The organism is Vreelandella sp. V005 (assembly GCF_052645115.1).
This window is the reverse complement of record NZ_JBQXYA010000005.1, coordinates 213,527-229,122: the sequence shown is the minus strand read 5'-3', so window position 1 is coordinate 229,122 and position 15,596 is coordinate 213,527. Positions and strand designations below refer to the sequence as shown.

Here is a 15,596-nt window from a genome sequence, read left to right as displayed (position 1 = left end):
ATGGCAATGGCAATGGCAATGGCAATGGCAATGGCAATGGCAATGGCAATGGCAATGGCAATGGCAATGGCAATGGCAATGGCAATGGCAATGGCAATGGCAATGGCAATGGCAATGGCAATGGCAATGGCAACAACAGCGGTGGCGATTGCATTGACAATAGCAATGGCAATTGCTCGAACGCCCAGGCAGCGTTTAATACTGCAGGTAGCAACGATACTTCCCAATTCTGGCTCGACTTTGTGCCGACAGAAAATAATATGCTGCTTAATGCTGCAGACAGCGATGATATTGACGAACTTTACCGCCAAAATATCTCACCTACAGATCAAGGATCGTACCCTGTTGATAACGGTGAAATAGTTTGGGGTTACTGGAAGAGCGGCACAGAAGTACCCGCTTCTGTGGATAGCTCACAGGCACTGGACGAATCCATTGTCTTTATTGCGGCTTCCGATGAAATTTCTGATTCCTTAAGCGCGTCACTAAGTGAATCAGCCCTTAGCGCTTTGCGCGACCAGCTCGAAACGGGCGTGACGTTCAACTGGGTCGGCGGCACTGGTTTAGTGCCTAGCGATGGCGGCGATATTATCCCTATCTTACCTAACAGTTCTATTATGCTTTCAAACAGCGAGGGCGTGCAGGTTGAGATTCTATTAGACGGCTTTGGCAGGTTGTTGGGCAGTAATCAATCTGACGCGTTCTCGCTGGACGGTATCAATCTGACGCACGAGGCTTGTGGCGATAGTAACTGCTTTGAAGGTGGCGAGTTCAATGGCCGTTATATCGGTGAAGAAGCCGCCACCATAATGAGCTTGATCGAAGCCTGGGGAGAACAAACCGGTGACTACAGCGGTACCGGTATTTTTGTTCGGCTTGCTCCATAGCCTTAAAGAGTCGGATGCCGTTATTTCTCTGTATGTGTCCAGACGCCGTCCCAGTCTTCTTGGGGCGGCGCTGACTTGAAGTGTTCGATGCGCGCCAGATACATTTGCGTCGGTGGGTCTTGCACATCAAGCTCACGGAAAGTGCGTTCAGCGGATTCAAAATCCGCAGCGTGGTAGTGCTCCAACGCTTGCTCAAATGCGGCATGCCACTGGTGTTTCTCTTCTGAGAGTGCTTCCCAACGACCCAGCGGCTCTAAAATCCACAGCGGTGTGCTGCGACCCTTAACGCGCACCTTGTCCAGTCGACGATAACACCACTTCGGCGCTTGCTTAGCGGTGGTCTCGCTGACGAGTAAGCTCACCCCATACTTTCTGGTCAACCCCTCCATGCGCGAACCGAGATTCACGTTATCGCCCATGACGGTATAGGCCATACGGAAACTGGAGCCCATATTACCCACGCTCATGGAACCGGTATTCAACCCTACCCCCATCGCCAGCGCCGGTTTACCTTCGGAGATAAACTCATTATTGATGCCATCGAGCGCGTCTAACATGGCAAAAGCACCCTCAAGAGCATGATGAGCGTGATGCTCGTCGTGCAGCGGCGCGCCCCAGAAGGCCATAATGGCATCCCCCATGTACTTATCGATGGTGCCATGGTGCTGATGGATAGCGCCTGTTAACGGTGTCAATAAACGGTTCATGATTTCGGTAAGCTCCGAGGGCGGGATCGATTCGGAAAATGCAGTAAAACCCCGCATATCAGAAAACAATACCGTTAGCTCTCGCTCCTCCCCTTCTAAGCCAAAGCTTTCACCGCTTTCGACCATATCTTCAACCAGCTGGTGCGGAATGTACTGCCCAAAACGCTCGGCCACCCAGCGTTTCTGCTGTGTCTCACGCAGGAAGTTCATTGCTAAGTGCCACAGCATCTGTGCCACCAGTAATACCAATAACCCTGCAATAGGCAACGAAAGCCCCTGATACCATGCCCACAGGTTGCCTCCTACCGCCGAGAAAAGCAGTCCCCCACTCACCACTAGTAGTAGCGGCGCATTTAACCGGGGATATAACAGCACCATAAAAGCGCCCAAGGCAATCAGGCTGACTACCTCCAAGCCCAGCACCCAGGGTGGCTGAGCATGTATGCGCTGGTGCAACATGCCAGCCAACAGGCTGAGATTAATCTCGGGCCCTGGATAGACACCCCCGACCGGCGTTGAACGTAAATCCATTAGCCCCGGGGCAGATGCGCCTAGGATCAGTGTTTTTCCCGCCAGTGCGTCCTGATCAAGCCGCCCTTTCAAAATATCGGTCGCTGAGAAGTAATCAAAGTGGCCACGCGGCCCATACCAGGGCACCAGTGCGGCCCCCCCCGCATCGACGGGGATTTCGAAGCCACCGACATCCAACGCTTCCAGTTGGGTAACGCCAGCTCCTTCGCCAATAATAGGCGTGATCACTGGTTGCCCCAATAACGCGAGTAGCATCGCCATGGGTAAACTGGGATACAACTCCCCTTCCCAGCGTTGCAGCATGGGCACACGACGAAACACCCCGTCTTCATCCACGCGAGGATTATCAAAGAAGCCCGCACTCAGTGCATTATTCTGCAGTATGGGCAGGTTAGCGGTATAGCGCTCAGGCTCGGGGAAAGTGAGAGGCCGGGGCTCTGCGACGCTGGTAGGCACGGGTAACTGCCCAAGCGCGGGTGGGTCACCAGGTTGGCGGGAAGCTTGAAAATAGTACCCCAACACCACCGGGTGGGCTGATAAGGCACTTGCCAACTGTTCATCGCCATCCATAGGTGGGGATAGGTAACTTAACTGCGGGTAGTCACGGATAAAATTTTTCCAGTGCTGCTGCCAAAGCGTGATCTCTGGCTCGGCAAAAACCACATCGACGCCTAAAAGCCCGGCGTCGTATTCAGTGAACAGCGTATTCACCAGCTCCGCTACAGTAGCTCGTGGCCATGGCCACTGGCCTATTTCATAGAGGCTGCGCTCATCTATATCAATAATCGCCAATGACGGATCGGCCTGTTCACTGAGCGTACTGCGCACTTTCAGGTCATACGCCTGCCATTCAAGGCGTTCCAGAACCGGTATTGGTACCCAGCCTACTTTCTCTGCTAACAAGAGAGCAGTAATAATCACACCTCCGATGAACTGTAGCCAGTACCAATAGCGGTTTTCCATGGAAGGATTCTGTAGAGAAGGGACTATCGCCACGCTAAGGCCTCATTACTAATGTAATGATAAAGTACCATGTTCGTTGTATTGAAATCCTGAGAATTGTTGGTATTTCTCTTCGATAACAAAAGAGGGGAAACCATTTTAAAAGTTCTTGTTAAACATTAATGTACTACCACACTAGAGAGAAAACCCTCAGCGTGAATGGGGGCGACCCAATAAAAACTTGAATCCCCTTAGTTACGTAGGCACTCGGTGTCCGCTTTAAGCCCCGCTGTTGGCAATCAAAATAGGCCGCTTTGGGTCGAGCCCCGACCTTACATTAGCCTTAGTAAATGACGAGCAAGAACTGGTCCATTCTTTACCTCCACCTGATGAAGGATCATGTTATAAAACGTTTCGGCTGAAATTTTTTTTACACCTTAATCAAGGCAAGTTGGTTGGGCAGAAGGCTCCTCTGCGCCTAAGAGATATTTGGGCATCCGTTCGTCTACAGCACACTAAAAAGATGAGAGACCTTGTCCTCTTCAATTGAGCCATCGACAGCAGATTATGAGGCTGCGACCTCGTCAATTTACGAGTACCGGATGTAGCCCATGGTGCGTGCAGCCCCCCACGAGTCATTGTGATGCAGCAAAAAATGCGCCAACCCGTCCAGTTTGAAATAACCGAGCAACCCCGTATCGCTATTATTTGGCGAAGCTGAGAAGAAAGTGGTGAGTGCCCCTGTACGCGCTTTATGGTGTCACGTGGCCGAGTGAGCGCCGAGCGCTCCGTGTCATCCGCAGACTGCCAGTACGTTGCGCTATCAATCGGCCCCTGACCGCAATGAGGCATTGCGTGAACGCATTATTGCCCTGGCACATCGGCATCGTCGCTATGGCGCGGGCATGATCTACCTGAAGCTGCGTCAAGCGGGTGACCAGATCAATCATAAGCGCGTCGAACGCCTCTACGCGGCGGCTCGGTTGCAGCTAAAACGCCGCAAGCGCAAGAAGGTTCCTGCGTCTGAGCGAAAGCCCCTTGGCCGCCCTGGTGCCGCCAACCAGGTTTGGTCAATGGATTTTGTGTTTGACCGAACAGCGGAAGGACGCGTGATCAAGAACCTCACCGTTGTGGACGACGCTACCCATGAAGCCGTGGCGATCGTGCCTGAACGTGCCATTGGCGGGCTGTCGTTAACACGAATTCTGGATCAGTTGGCTTTACAACGTGGGCTACCTCGCGCCATCCGTACGGATAATGGCAAAGAATTCTGTGGGCGCGCCATGATTTCGTGGGCGCATCTACGGGGTGTTGCTTTGTTTTTAATCGAACCTGGAAAACCCAACCAAAACGCCTATATCGAATCGTTCAACGAGCGCTTTCGCAATGAATGCCTGAGTGAGCATTGGTTCACCAGTCTTCCTCACGCCAAGGTGGTCATCGAAGCATGGCGGCGAGAATACAACGAAGAAAGGCCGAAGAAGAGTCTTGGTGGATTGACCCCTTCAGCCTATGCCGAGCAACTGGTGGTAAAACACGATAAAGTAACTTCAGACTTTAAACACGGATGCTACTGAGGATGGGGTGACGTCGGCTAACAGGTTGCGAAAGCCAGAAAATCAACAGAAAGCCAAATCTGCATGGAGCAAGTTTCGTGATAGGAGTTCTTCGAATTAGACAACACCAGAGCTGCGGGACATTCAACGCAATTCAACAGAGCGATGCTTTAGCAACAACTAAGCTGATCGATCTAACCCCTCAAACACTGGCTGCATGGCAGGCAAACATCTAAAAATCCCGCAGCATGCTAATCCATCAATACGATAAAGCCCAGCTGGGCGACCGGCTGGCTTGTGATGTTTGATGATTTTTTAAACGTAGCTAAGACACAAAAGCTTCTACAATTTGCTACAAACTGAGCCATTTAATCTTGAGTTCCAGAATAAAGCTCTAAATAGCGGTTTTTGGAAGGTAGTAGATGCTGGCGACACAAGTCAGACAGGAGTTCACGATCTTCGTCACGAATAGCATCAATCATCAACTGGTGCTCATTTCTGGCTTGAGCCAGAGCATCGCGATCCGTAATCGCAATGAAGCGAATGCCATGAGCTTTTTGTGCAAACTCATTAATAGTAGTGTACAGATAGTCATTCCCGCACGCTCTGAATAAGGTACGGTGAAAAGCGATGTTCATATGGAACACCTGTCTAAGGTCATGAGCATTCACAGCTTCACTGTGGCGCTTATGTACCTCTTCAAGCTCTATTAGCCATTTCTGCGGAGCCGGCAATGGTAGCCTGCTCACTGCCGCTAATTCGAGAATCTCGCGCATAGCGTAGATATCCTCGACCTCTTCCGGCGGATAGCTTCGCACGAAAGCACCTCTGTTTTTGATACGCTCAGTTAAACCGATGGTATCGAGCTGGAAGAGAGCCTGGCGAACAACGTGTCGCTTGCAGTCGAAGCGCTCCATCATGGCCTCTTCGACCAGCCGCTCTCGTGGGTGCAGTCGGCCGAGTACAATATCCTCTTCTACAGCGGCCACGATGTCTTCGACACCGTTTGAAGGTTTAGAAGATTGAGTCTCGGCGCCACTTGCAGTGAGCGGCTGGGCAGTTCGGTTCATGATCGCATTCTCAGCATTCTTTGCAGTGCACAAAGAAAATAAGTGTATCAAAATCGCTTTCAGGCTTCATTCTGTCTTGGTATCCGGCACGTAGGTTCAGGTCGACAAGCGCGGAAATCGCACCCTTGCTCGGCTTGAAGGATTTGCTCCATAAACAGGCGTCGATAGCCTAGTAGCGGTGCCCCGCCCTCCTCACCCTTGAGTTCTTGGCGTCTAGCATCAAGTTCCTTGTTATCTACTTCTAAATCCAGTTGATTGTTAGCAACATCCAGCGATATGAAATCACCATCACGTACCAACCCAAGCGGGCCGCCCTCAGCGGATTCTGGCGAGACGTGGAGCACGATAGTACCAGCCGCTGTGCCGCTCATACGTCCGTCGGATATGCGAACCATATCTTTGACGCCTTGTGAGGCGAGTTTTTTGGGAATCGGAATGTAACCCGCTTCTGGCATACCCGGTGCCCCTTTGGGCCCGATATTCTGTAGCACTAACACGTCCTCAGCTTGCACATCCAGATCCGGGTCATCGATGCGGTTAGCCAAGTCTTCTAAACCTGTGAACACGACAGCACGACCGCGGTGTGTCATAAGCTCGGCCGAGGCGGCTGATTGCTTAATAATGGCGCCGGACGGAGCCAAGTTCCCACGCAATACTGCTATGCCACCCTGAGCGTAGACCGGGCTGTGCATGGATCGCACGACCTTCTGATCAATGAGATGAACGGCAGCATCGATGTTCTCACCCAAGGTATGGCCATTGATAGTCATGGCGTTCAAATGTAATAACGGTTTTAGCTCACGTAGCAAGGTGGGTAGGCCGCCTGCACGATGCAAGTCTTCCATGTACCCTTCTCCTGATGGTTTGAGATCCATCAGTACTGGGGTTTCCTGGCTCATGCGGTCAAATGCCTCAAGATCGATATCAATACCCAGGCGACCTGCGATGGCGGTCAGATGAATCAGGGCATTAGTGGAGCCGCCTAAGGAGAGCAGTACGCGCAGAGCATTTTCAAAAGCTTCAGGAGTAAGAATTTGATCTGGAGTAACGCCTGCGTGGGCAAGTGCAACGGCCTGCGCGCCTGACTGCTCGGCAATGCGTTGCCGATCGGCGTAAACGGCCGGGGCAGTGGCACTGTTGGGTAGCATTATGCCCAGAGTCTCGGCGAGACAGGCCATGGTGCTCGCAGTGCCCATTACCGAGCAAGTGCCCACGGTAGGAACCAGTTTGTCGTTGACTTCGTTAATTTCCGCTTCATCGATGTCATTACCACGGTAGGAGGCCCAGTAACGGCGACAGTCGGTGCAGGCTCCGACGCGAGTCCCACGATGTGAGCCTGCAAGCATAGGCCCGGTGACTACTTGGACTGTCGGAACACCTGCGCTAGCGGCGGCCATCAACTGTGCGGGCACTGTCTTATCGCAACCGCCGATCAGCACAACGGCATCCATCGGCTGGGCGCGGATCATCTCTTCAGTATCCAACGCCATAAGATTGCGCAAATACATGCTGGTGGGGTTAGCGAAAGATTCATGAAGGGTAATGGTGGGAAAGTCCACCGGTAGACCACCCGCGAGCATAACCCCCCTCTTTACGCTCTCGACCAGCCCTGGAACATTGCCATGACAGGCATTGTAGCCACTGTAGGTGTTGGCAATCCCAATGACCGGACGCGAGAGCGCATCATCCGTATATCCCATACCCTTGATGAAGGCCTTGCGTAAAAACAGTGAAAAATCTGCATCACCATAATTGGTCAGGCGGTTGGACATGCCCAAGGTGGGGCGTTGGGCGTCCGTCTCTTTACGGTTGGTGCCGTTTTCTTTGTTGTCTTTATTGAAGTCCTGGCTCATTACATTTTCCTCTATTTTGTTCGCGGCTTGTCGTTGTAGAAGGGTCCGTCGTTACCGTTCTTAACCTCTAGGCTAGGTGGTAAAAATCTCACTGGCAAGATTATCAATAATATTATTGACAATATTATTGATATACAACTACGTTGGTTAGTGCAAGCACGACTTGCGTGCCAATGTGCACCACAACTACAAACAGCACTTGAGGAAATAACTATGCAAATCCGAGGAACTCACGCCATTACCCTTCTATCGGCCCTGATGCTTTCAGGAGCCGCTCAAGCGGAGTATTCAGCATCTGATGAAATCAAGGTACTTCAAGGGTTCAAGGCTGGTGGAGGCAGCGATACCTTGGCCCAGTTGACTCAGCCCTACTTGCGGGAATTGCTGGGCGTAGAATTCATTAATGAATATATTCCTGGCGCTACAGGTGCGATTGCCTGGACGCGTTTAACCCAACAGTCGGCTAATGATGGCAGCGTCATCAGCATCACCAATACACCAATGCTGATGACAAACTACATTATGAATGACGCTATTAATTACTCCATCGATGAGCTGACGCCAATTGCCAACGTAGTCACTGACCCGGGCGTCATCGTTGTGCCGGAAGATAGTCCCTACCAAACAGTTGAAGATTTACTGACTGCTGCAGAGGAACGCCCGGGCCAGATTACGGTGGCAAACTCAGGCGTCGGTGGAGATGACTTTTTCTCGACCATTATGATTGAGAAGGCAACGGGCCTCTCCTTCCAAAAAGTACCTTTCCAGGGCGACGGCCCCTCCGCCACAGCAGCCCTGGGTAGCAAGGTCGATGCCAGTTTCAATAACCTTGGTAATGTCTATGGTCACATTCAGTCGGGCAGTCTGCGTCCACTAGCCGTGTTCACCCGTGAGCGTCTGGATATCTTGCCAGACGTGCCCACCATGGTTGAAAAAGATATTGATGTTGTGGCTGGTTCTTCACGCGGTTATAGCGCACCGGCGGGAATTCCTGATGAAGCACGCGATGAGCTGATTGCTGCCTTTGAGGCTTTAAAAGATAACGAGGAATTCCAGCAGACGGCTCAGGAACGTGCCTTGAATCTCGACATTCAGACCGGTGACGACTACGGCCAGATGATGCAGGACATGGAAGGCCAATTCGAAGAGATCTGGGCAGATGTCAAAGATGAGGTCAACCAGTAAGTCGCTTAACCGGCAGAGGGAAATGGCGAATCGACAAAGGGGTATGAAATGAACATAAGTCGTCTAGTCTTAGGATTTTTTGCCATTGGCATAGCAGCGACCTTTTATATCACTGCAATGGGCTATCCGGCTAAGGCGGCGAACATGCCCCTTATCTATTCGGTTGCCGTCGCCTTGTTGGGAGCGGCGATGGTGTGCCAGGAAGTATTCGGTACCTTGCGTCGGCGTCAGCTCTCGGCTGAGGGAACAGCAACCTCCCATACTGCCGCAACAGAGGAGGAGAGCGTCAGCGGCCAAGCTAGGCACCGCAAGCCATGGAAGGCAATGCTGATTTTCTTATTGGCCGCCGTCTACCTTTACACCATTTCGATAACAGGATACCTGATTGCCACTGTTGGTTTCATGGTAGTGGCGTTAGCGATGATCGGACATGTGTCGTGGCGCTTCGCCGCCATAGGCATTGTAATGTTGGTCGCGGTGGTGTGTGCGGTTTTCATCGGCTTTCTAGGCCTGCCTGTCCCGCTACTGCCGCCTCTGTTTTCCTCATAACGACAATTAGAGCACCCCTTATTCCCGGCTCGCATGGCTTAGAAAGACATTGCAGCGCTGGGAGGGGGGGTGTCTGACGCAGGCTTCTGGAGTCTAGTCATATGGATAATCTTGTTTTGGTGGGCCTGACCAACGTCATCACGTTCACCAATATCTCCCTGATACTTGGCGGCACCCTGCTGGGGCTGTTTGTAGGCGCCATGCCGGGACTCTCGGCGACCATGGCGTTGGCGCTGTTGTTACCTCTAACCTTTGGCATGAATCCGGCTTCGGGTCTCAGCATGCTGGCCTCGCTCTATGTGGGGGCCTCCTACGGTGGCTCTATCGCCGCTATTCTATTGAAGACCCCTGGCACCCCCTCAGCTGCGGCAACGGTACTTGATGGGTTTCCGCTATCGCAACAAGGCCAGGCTGGTAGGGCATTAGGGGTGTCGCTCTTCGCTTCTTTTATCGGGGGGCTGCTGAGCGGCATCGCCCTACTCACTGCAGCGCCGTTGCTTGGCGTACTGGTACTCAAGTTCGGCCCTATCGAGCTGTTCGCGATTGCCGTATTGGGTATCACCATCATTGGCTCTTTATCACAAGGCTCAGTCGTCAGTGGCCTGCTTTCTGGCACCCTGGGATTACTGTTGAGCACAGTAGGTATGGATCTCATCACCGGCACGCCACGAATGACCTACGGGGTCATTAACCTGTTTTCGGGTATCGAATTCACCGTCGCACTGATCGGTCTATTCTCGATCCCACAGGCGTTGATATTAATCGAGAATGCCCATGGTGCCCAGAAGGTGGCAAGCAAAATCACCGATAGGTTAATTCCGCCTCTCGCTGAGATTCGCCGCTTGTTACCCAACATCTTCCGTTCCAGCGGCATCGGCATCATCACCGGCCTAATTCCCGGTACCGGCGGCGATACTGCCAGTTGGTTCGCTTACAACGAAGCCAAGCGCTTTGCCAAAGATAAGAGTCGCTTTGGCAAGGGAGACATTGCGGGTGTCGCTGCACCTGAAGCGGCCAACAATGCGGTGGTGGGTGGTGCCTTGATACCCACCATTGCCCTGGGCATTCCTGGCAGCTCCTCTACTGCCATTCTGTTAGGTGCGCTAATGGTTCAGGGCATCCTGCCCGGTCCTAACCTGCTGACAGACTATGGCGATGTCACTTACACCCTCATCTGGGCGGTGATTTTCGCCAACATTGGCCTACTGCTGGTCGGGCTACTGTTCACTCGCCTCTGTGTAAGCGTAACGCGGGTACCTGACAGCTTCGTGGCCTGCTCCATCATCACGCTGTGTGTGATTGGTGCCTTTGCTATCAACAATAGCTTGTTTGAAGTTGGGCTGATGCTGGGCTTTGGGCTGTTTGGTTACTGGATGAACAAAGCCGGTGTCTCACCAGCGCCAATGGTGATCGGGCTGATTCTGGGGCCGGTCATGGAGACCAGTTACCAACAGTCAATGCTGATCGGGCAAGGCAACCTGAGCATCTTTTTGACCAGTCCCATTGCCGTGGTGCTGTTATGCATCGCCGCTTTCTCGATCCTGCAAGCGACCCCCCTCTTTCGCTGGCTGCGGGTTGCACTGCGCCAGCGTACTCAGCCTGAGTGACCTTACTCTCAATTCGAGGATTCATCATGACAACGATAACCGAAGTACGTACTCGAACGGTCAATGTACCGCTAGACAACCCCACCAGCTTTTCTAATCGACAGGTACTTAAGCGAGATTATGTGCTAGTGGAAGTGGTGGGTGATGATGGCCATATAGGCATTGGGTTTTGCTATGGCGGCAATAATGCTGGCTCACTAGTGGCAAATGCGGTACGGGAACTGCTAAAGCCGGTGCTGTTGGGAGCGGACGCTAATGCGACCGAAGCACTGTGGCAAGCAATGTATCAGGAATCGCTTCTTCATGGCCGCAGCGGTTCGGTGATGCGTGCCATCAGTATTTTGGATACCGCGCTGTGGGACCGTAACGCTCGGGCAGCGAAACTCCCGCTCTATAAATTTCTGGGCGCCAGCGATACTCACAGCGTGCCGGCTTATGCCAGCGGTGGCTACTACCTGGATGGCAAGACGCCCGCGATGCTTGGGGAAGAAATGGCCAGCTACGTAGCAAAGGGCTTCACCGCGGTAAAGATGAAAGTGGGACGAGAAGATTTGGCTGGAGAGGAGGCACGTCTGGCGGCAGTGCGTGAGGCAGTGGGCCCCAATGTGCAAGTAATGATGGATGCCAACAATGCCTGGCGGGATCTGCCGTCGGCGTTAGCCTTCATGCGCATGGCAGAACCTTATAATCCGTTCTGGATCGAGGAGCCCTTTAGCCCTGATGACATCGACAACCATCGCCGCTTAGCGGAGCGCACGCCAGTTCCGGTAGCCACCGGTGAAATCGAAGCGGGACGCTGGCGCTTCAAGGAGTTGCTGGACAAAGAAGCAGCCATGATTTTGCAGACCGATGCAGCCGTTTGTGGAGGCATCACTGAGTTTCGACGTATTGCCGCCACCGCTGCCAGCTATGGGGTTGATATCTATCCGCACTGGTTCCACGACTTGCATATCCATCTAGTAGCATCGGCACCCAACGTGAAGATGGTCGAGTTCTTTGCCGACGATCAGGTGCTTAACTTCAGGCGCCTTGTGGATACCCAGTTGGAGTTTGCCGACGGACAACTGCTACTGCCCACCGCACCCGGACTTGGTTTTGGCTTTGATCAGGCTGCACTTGAGCGCTACGCCATCGAGCCCTGGCAATAAAGACCTTACAACAACAAGGAGAATATCATGTCCCAATTGAGTGGTGATGTATGGTCACCGGTGATTACCCCCTTCGGCGCCGACTTGGCGCCGGATACCCATCGTTTTGTGGCCCACAGCCACTGGCTGGCCTCAAATGGCGTTGGCTTGGCCGTGTTCGGCACCAATTCCGAGGCCAACTCAATGACAGTGGCTGAAAAGCAGACGCTGTTAAAAGCGCTGGTGGATGGCGGTGTCGACCCCACTAGGATTATGCCCGGCACTGGGAGTTGTACAATTGATGATTGCGTGGCGCTGACGCGTGTGGCAGTGGACGCTGGCTGTGCCGGTGTGCTGATGCTACCCCCCTTCTATTATAAAGGTGTTAGCGACGAAGGTTTGTTTCGCTATTACAGTGAGGTGATCAATCGTGTCGCAAATTCACGTCTGCGGATTTATCTCTACCATATCCCACCTGTGACCCAAGTGCCGCTCTCGTTTGAACTGATCGAGCGTTTACGTGACGCCTTCCCGGGCATTATTGCTGGCATTAAGGACAGCGGCGGAGACTGGGCACACACCAAAGGGTTAACCGAGCGCTTTGCTGGGCAAGACTTTGCTGTGTATGCCGGCAGCGAGCGGTTTTTGCTTGATACCCTACGAGCAGGCGGTGCTGGCTGTATCAGTGCCACTGCCAACGTCAATCCGTCGGCCATTGTTGAGTTGGCAAGGCATTGGCAGGAGGACGATGCCGACGAGCGTCAGCAGAGCCTGAATGCTATACGCGACTTGTTTGAAAAGTACCCACTGATTCCTGGCATGAAGGCAGCGACAGCTTACTTTTCGGACAATGACGATTGGAGGCGTGTGCGCCCACCTTTAGTAGAGCTGGAGGAGCAGCATGTGTCTGAACTCGTGTCTTCGCTTAAAGCGACAGGATTCCAGATGGAAGGCGTAGGTGAGGCGAGCCATGGATGAGCAAACGAAATCTTGGCGTATCGTCGCCGTACGACGGCTCAGCGAGGCCCAGCTTAAGTCGCTTTCTGAGGTTGCCGAGGTCGATTACTTTGAGGACGTGGACGAATCAAATCGTGCTGACTTTATGACAGCGCTTTCCAAGGCCCATGGACTGATCGGCGGCAAGCTGGAACTCGACGAGACAATGCTAGCCGAAGCGCCGGAGCTTCAAGTGGTCTCCACCATTTCAGTGGGTTATGACCACCTGCCTCTTGAAGCACTTAATCGGCGTGGCATTCTGCTCTGCAATACGCCAGATGTGCTTACCGAAACCACTGCCGACACAGCATTTGCGCTAATCATGGCTACCCAGAGGCGGCTAGTCGAACTGGCCAGCCTGGTCCGCGATGGTGGCTGGCGGGCACATATCGGTGCCGAGCACTTCGGAGTGGACGTACATAGCAAAACCCTTGGCATTGTGGGAGCAGGCCGTATTGGTACAGCGATTGCCCGGCGTGGGGCGTTGGGTTTTGGCATGCCTATCCTCTACACAGCCTCTTCCTCTAAGACTGCGCTTGAGCAGCAGCTAGGGGCACAAAGGCGAGAGCTAAATGACCTGTTAGCCGAATCGGATATCGTCTGCATTAGCGTGCCCTACAACGACGATACACATCACTTAATAGACGCCGATGCCTTAGCACGCATGAAACCGACGGCTGCCCTCATCAATATAGCGAGAGGCAAGGTGGTCGATGAACCAGCGCTGATTGAGGCACTACGCTGCAGCGGGATCCGCGCAGCTGGGCTTGACGTGTTCGCCGAAGAACCTCTTCCCGCAAATTCGCCCCTGGCTGCCATGAATAATGTAGTAATGACACCGCACATCGGCTCAGCGACCCATGAAACACGTGAGGCCATGGCACAGTTGGCAGTCGTTAATCTACTGGGGGCGCTAATCGGTAGCGGCCCGCTCAACGCCGTCAATGTGAATGACTGGCTAAGGTCTGCTGCTAACGCCAAGGAGGCATAATGTACCGCCGCTTAGAACGCATTTTAAGCCTTGATGATTTCGAGCGAGCCGCTCGGCGCCATTTACCGCGGCCGCTATTTGGGTACGTGGCGAGCGTGGCTGAGGACGGCGTCACTGCACGATCTAGCCATGAAGTCTTCAATAACTACGCATTTCTCCCGCGGGCGCTGGTCAATGTCTCTGGCGTATCGACTGAAACCGAACTCTTTGGCCGCCGCTATGCCTACCCTTTTGGTATAGCGCCCATGGGTATTAGCGCCCTAACTGCCTATCGGGGTGACCAAGTGTTGGCGCAAGCAGCATCAGACAGCGGTATTCCCATGATTGTTAGTGGTACATCGTTGATACCCATGGAAGAGCTAGCAGGGCCGAATGGCTCGGATTGGTTCCAGGCTTACTTGCCCGGAACACCGGAGGGAATCGATGCCTTGCTGGCGCGTGTCGAGCAGGCCGGGTTTACCACTCTGGTGGTCACCGTGGACTACGCTGTGCCGCCGAACCCTGAAAACCATCGTCGTGCGGGCTTCTCTTCGCCATTACGTCCAAGTGTACGGCTAGCTTGGGATGGTTTGGTACGGCCGAGATGGCTATTCGGGACTTTTCTGAAGACATTGTGGTATCACGGTATTCCGCATTTCGAAAATAATGCGGCGACACGTGGTGTGCCAGTACTGGCAAAGAACGTCAACCGTGATTTTTCGGGCCGCCGGCATCTTGATTGGTCGACGTTCGATCAGGTTCGGACACGGTGGAAAGGTAAACTAGTGGTCAAAGGCATTCTTCATCCTGACGATGCACGACGTGCTATCAGCGCGGGTGCCGATGGTTTAATAGTGTCCAACCATGGTGGCCGACAGCTCGATGGTACAGTGGCCCCACTCGCTATGTTGCCTGAAGTGCTGGAGGCTGTTAAGGGAGCAGTCCCCGTTATGATCGATGGCAGCTTTCGCCGCGGCAGCCAAGTTCTCAAGGCACTATCATTGGGAGCCAGTTTCGTGTTTCTTGGTCGCCCCTTCAACTATGCGGCCAGCATCGCTGGTGAAGCCGGGGTGGAAAAGGCTATCACACTGCTGGGTAGCGAAATAGAGCGAAATATGGCGCTGTTGGGGGCAACCAGTGTGGAGAATTTGACCACCGACTTGTTACGGCGGCATTGACCTCATCTGCCCCACAAAAAAGTATCTAAGCGAAACAGCCACTGCTTTACTCATCTGTGAAACAGTGCCTTTTTATTAAATAGATGATTTGTGCTCTCGCGTGTTCTCATCTTGTTCACGTTTTTTTTGCGCCTCAGCATGCGCTGCGGAGCTAAACGGTTTTGGCGGGCCACCAGCGCTTACCTGCTAATCCCCGAAGAGACTTGAGAGCAAAAAATGTTGCAAGCATGTGGTGTCTGATTTTTTCCAGCATTAATCCCGATTTTCAGTAGCGAATGACATGCTTAACAATGACCTGGAACAGTACTTTGCTGCAGGGGCCAAAGAACCAGCCTAGGGCTGCTGGCTACATCCAAAATTTACTCACGCCCGTAAATACCAATGTCTGTAAGGTAACGCTTAAAGCGAGTGCCACGCACCCAAACGAATTTACGATTG

Annotated in this window: 12 protein-coding genes and 1 pseudogene; 9 read left to right on the top strand and 4 right to left on the bottom strand. The window is 53.1% G+C overall.

Annotation, left to right across the window (positions count from 1 at the left end):
- On the bottom strand, positions 1-227 hold a 227-nt coding region (locus tag ACUN8H_RS13630; protein WP_445532615.1), incomplete at its 3' end, for a hypothetical protein.
- A gap of 15 nt (positions 228-242) precedes the next feature.
- On the opposite strand from ACUN8H_RS13630, the gene ACUN8H_RS13625 reads away from it, so the two are divergent.
- Positions 243-887 (top strand): hypothetical protein, encoded by a 645-nt coding sequence (locus ACUN8H_RS13625; RefSeq protein ID WP_445532614.1) that lies wholly within the window; start codon positions 243-245, stop codon positions 885-887.
- A 20-nt stretch (positions 888-907) separates the two neighbouring features.
- On the opposite strand, the gene ACUN8H_RS13620 is transcribed toward ACUN8H_RS13625, so the two are convergent.
- Positions 908-3,121, bottom strand: a complete 2,214-nt coding sequence (locus tag ACUN8H_RS13620; RefSeq protein ID WP_445532613.1) for a CHASE2 domain-containing protein — start codon at positions 3,119-3,121, stop codon at positions 908-910.
- A gap of 668 nt (positions 3,122-3,789) precedes the next feature.
- Here ACUN8H_RS13620 and ACUN8H_RS13615 point away from each other — a divergent pair.
- Positions 3,790-4,644: pseudogene (locus ACUN8H_RS13615) on the top strand (IS3 family transposase); the annotation flags it as partial.
- 347 nt (positions 4,645-4,991) lie between these two features.
- On the opposite strand, the gene ACUN8H_RS13610 reads toward ACUN8H_RS13615, so the two are convergent.
- On the bottom strand, positions 4,992-5,693 hold the full coding sequence (locus ACUN8H_RS13610) for a GntR family transcriptional regulator (protein ID WP_445532612.1): 702 nt from the start codon (positions 5,691-5,693) through the stop codon (positions 4,992-4,994).
- 59 nt (positions 5,694-5,752) lie between these two features.
- On the bottom strand, positions 5,753-7,546 hold the full coding sequence (locus tag ACUN8H_RS13605) for an IlvD/Edd family dehydratase (protein WP_445532611.1): 1,794 nt from the start codon (positions 7,544-7,546) through the stop codon (positions 5,753-5,755).
- Between the two features lie 213 nt (positions 7,547-7,759).
- On the opposite strand from ACUN8H_RS13605, the gene ACUN8H_RS13600 reads away from it, so the two are divergent.
- The 7 genes from ACUN8H_RS13600 to ACUN8H_RS13570 all read left to right on the top strand — a co-directional run bounded on the left by ACUN8H_RS13600 (position 7,760) and on the right by ACUN8H_RS13570 (position 15,158).
- Positions 7,760-8,731 (top strand): tripartite tricarboxylate transporter substrate binding protein, encoded by a 972-nt coding sequence (locus ACUN8H_RS13600; protein ID WP_445532610.1) that lies wholly within the window; start codon positions 7,760-7,762, stop codon positions 8,729-8,731.
- A gap of 48 nt (positions 8,732-8,779) precedes the next feature.
- Positions 8,780-9,280, top strand: a complete 501-nt coding sequence (locus ACUN8H_RS13595) for a tripartite tricarboxylate transporter TctB family protein (protein WP_445532609.1) — start codon at positions 8,780-8,782, stop codon at positions 9,278-9,280.
- Between the two features lie 101 nt (positions 9,281-9,381).
- Positions 9,382-10,887 carry a tripartite tricarboxylate transporter permease gene (locus tag ACUN8H_RS13590; protein WP_445532608.1) on the top strand — a complete coding sequence of 502 codons (1,506 nt, stop codon included), beginning with the start codon at positions 9,382-9,384 and terminating at the stop codon, positions 10,885-10,887.
- Positions 10,888-10,913: 26 nt separating this feature from the next.
- Positions 10,914-12,035 carry a mandelate racemase/muconate lactonizing enzyme family protein gene (locus ACUN8H_RS13585; RefSeq protein ID WP_445532607.1) on the top strand — a complete coding sequence of 374 codons (1,122 nt, stop codon included), beginning with the start codon at positions 10,914-10,916 and terminating at the stop codon, positions 12,033-12,035.
- Between the two features lie 27 nt (positions 12,036-12,062).
- Entirely contained in the window at positions 12,063-12,992 is a 930-nt protein-coding gene (locus ACUN8H_RS13580) for a dihydrodipicolinate synthase family protein (protein WP_445532606.1), read from the top strand.
- Positions 12,985-14,001: a 2-hydroxyacid dehydrogenase gene (locus tag ACUN8H_RS13575; protein WP_445532605.1), complete on the top strand. Its 1,017-nt coding sequence runs from the start codon at positions 12,985-12,987 to the stop codon at positions 13,999-14,001. Before ACUN8H_RS13580 ends, ACUN8H_RS13575 begins: the two co-directional genes overlap by 8 nt.
- Entirely contained in the window at positions 14,001-15,158 is a 1,158-nt protein-coding gene (locus tag ACUN8H_RS13570) for an alpha-hydroxy acid oxidase (protein ID WP_445532604.1), read from the top strand. The genes ACUN8H_RS13575 and ACUN8H_RS13570 overlap by 1 nt, the downstream gene beginning before the upstream one ends.
- Positions 15,159-15,596: the final 438 nt, after the last annotated feature.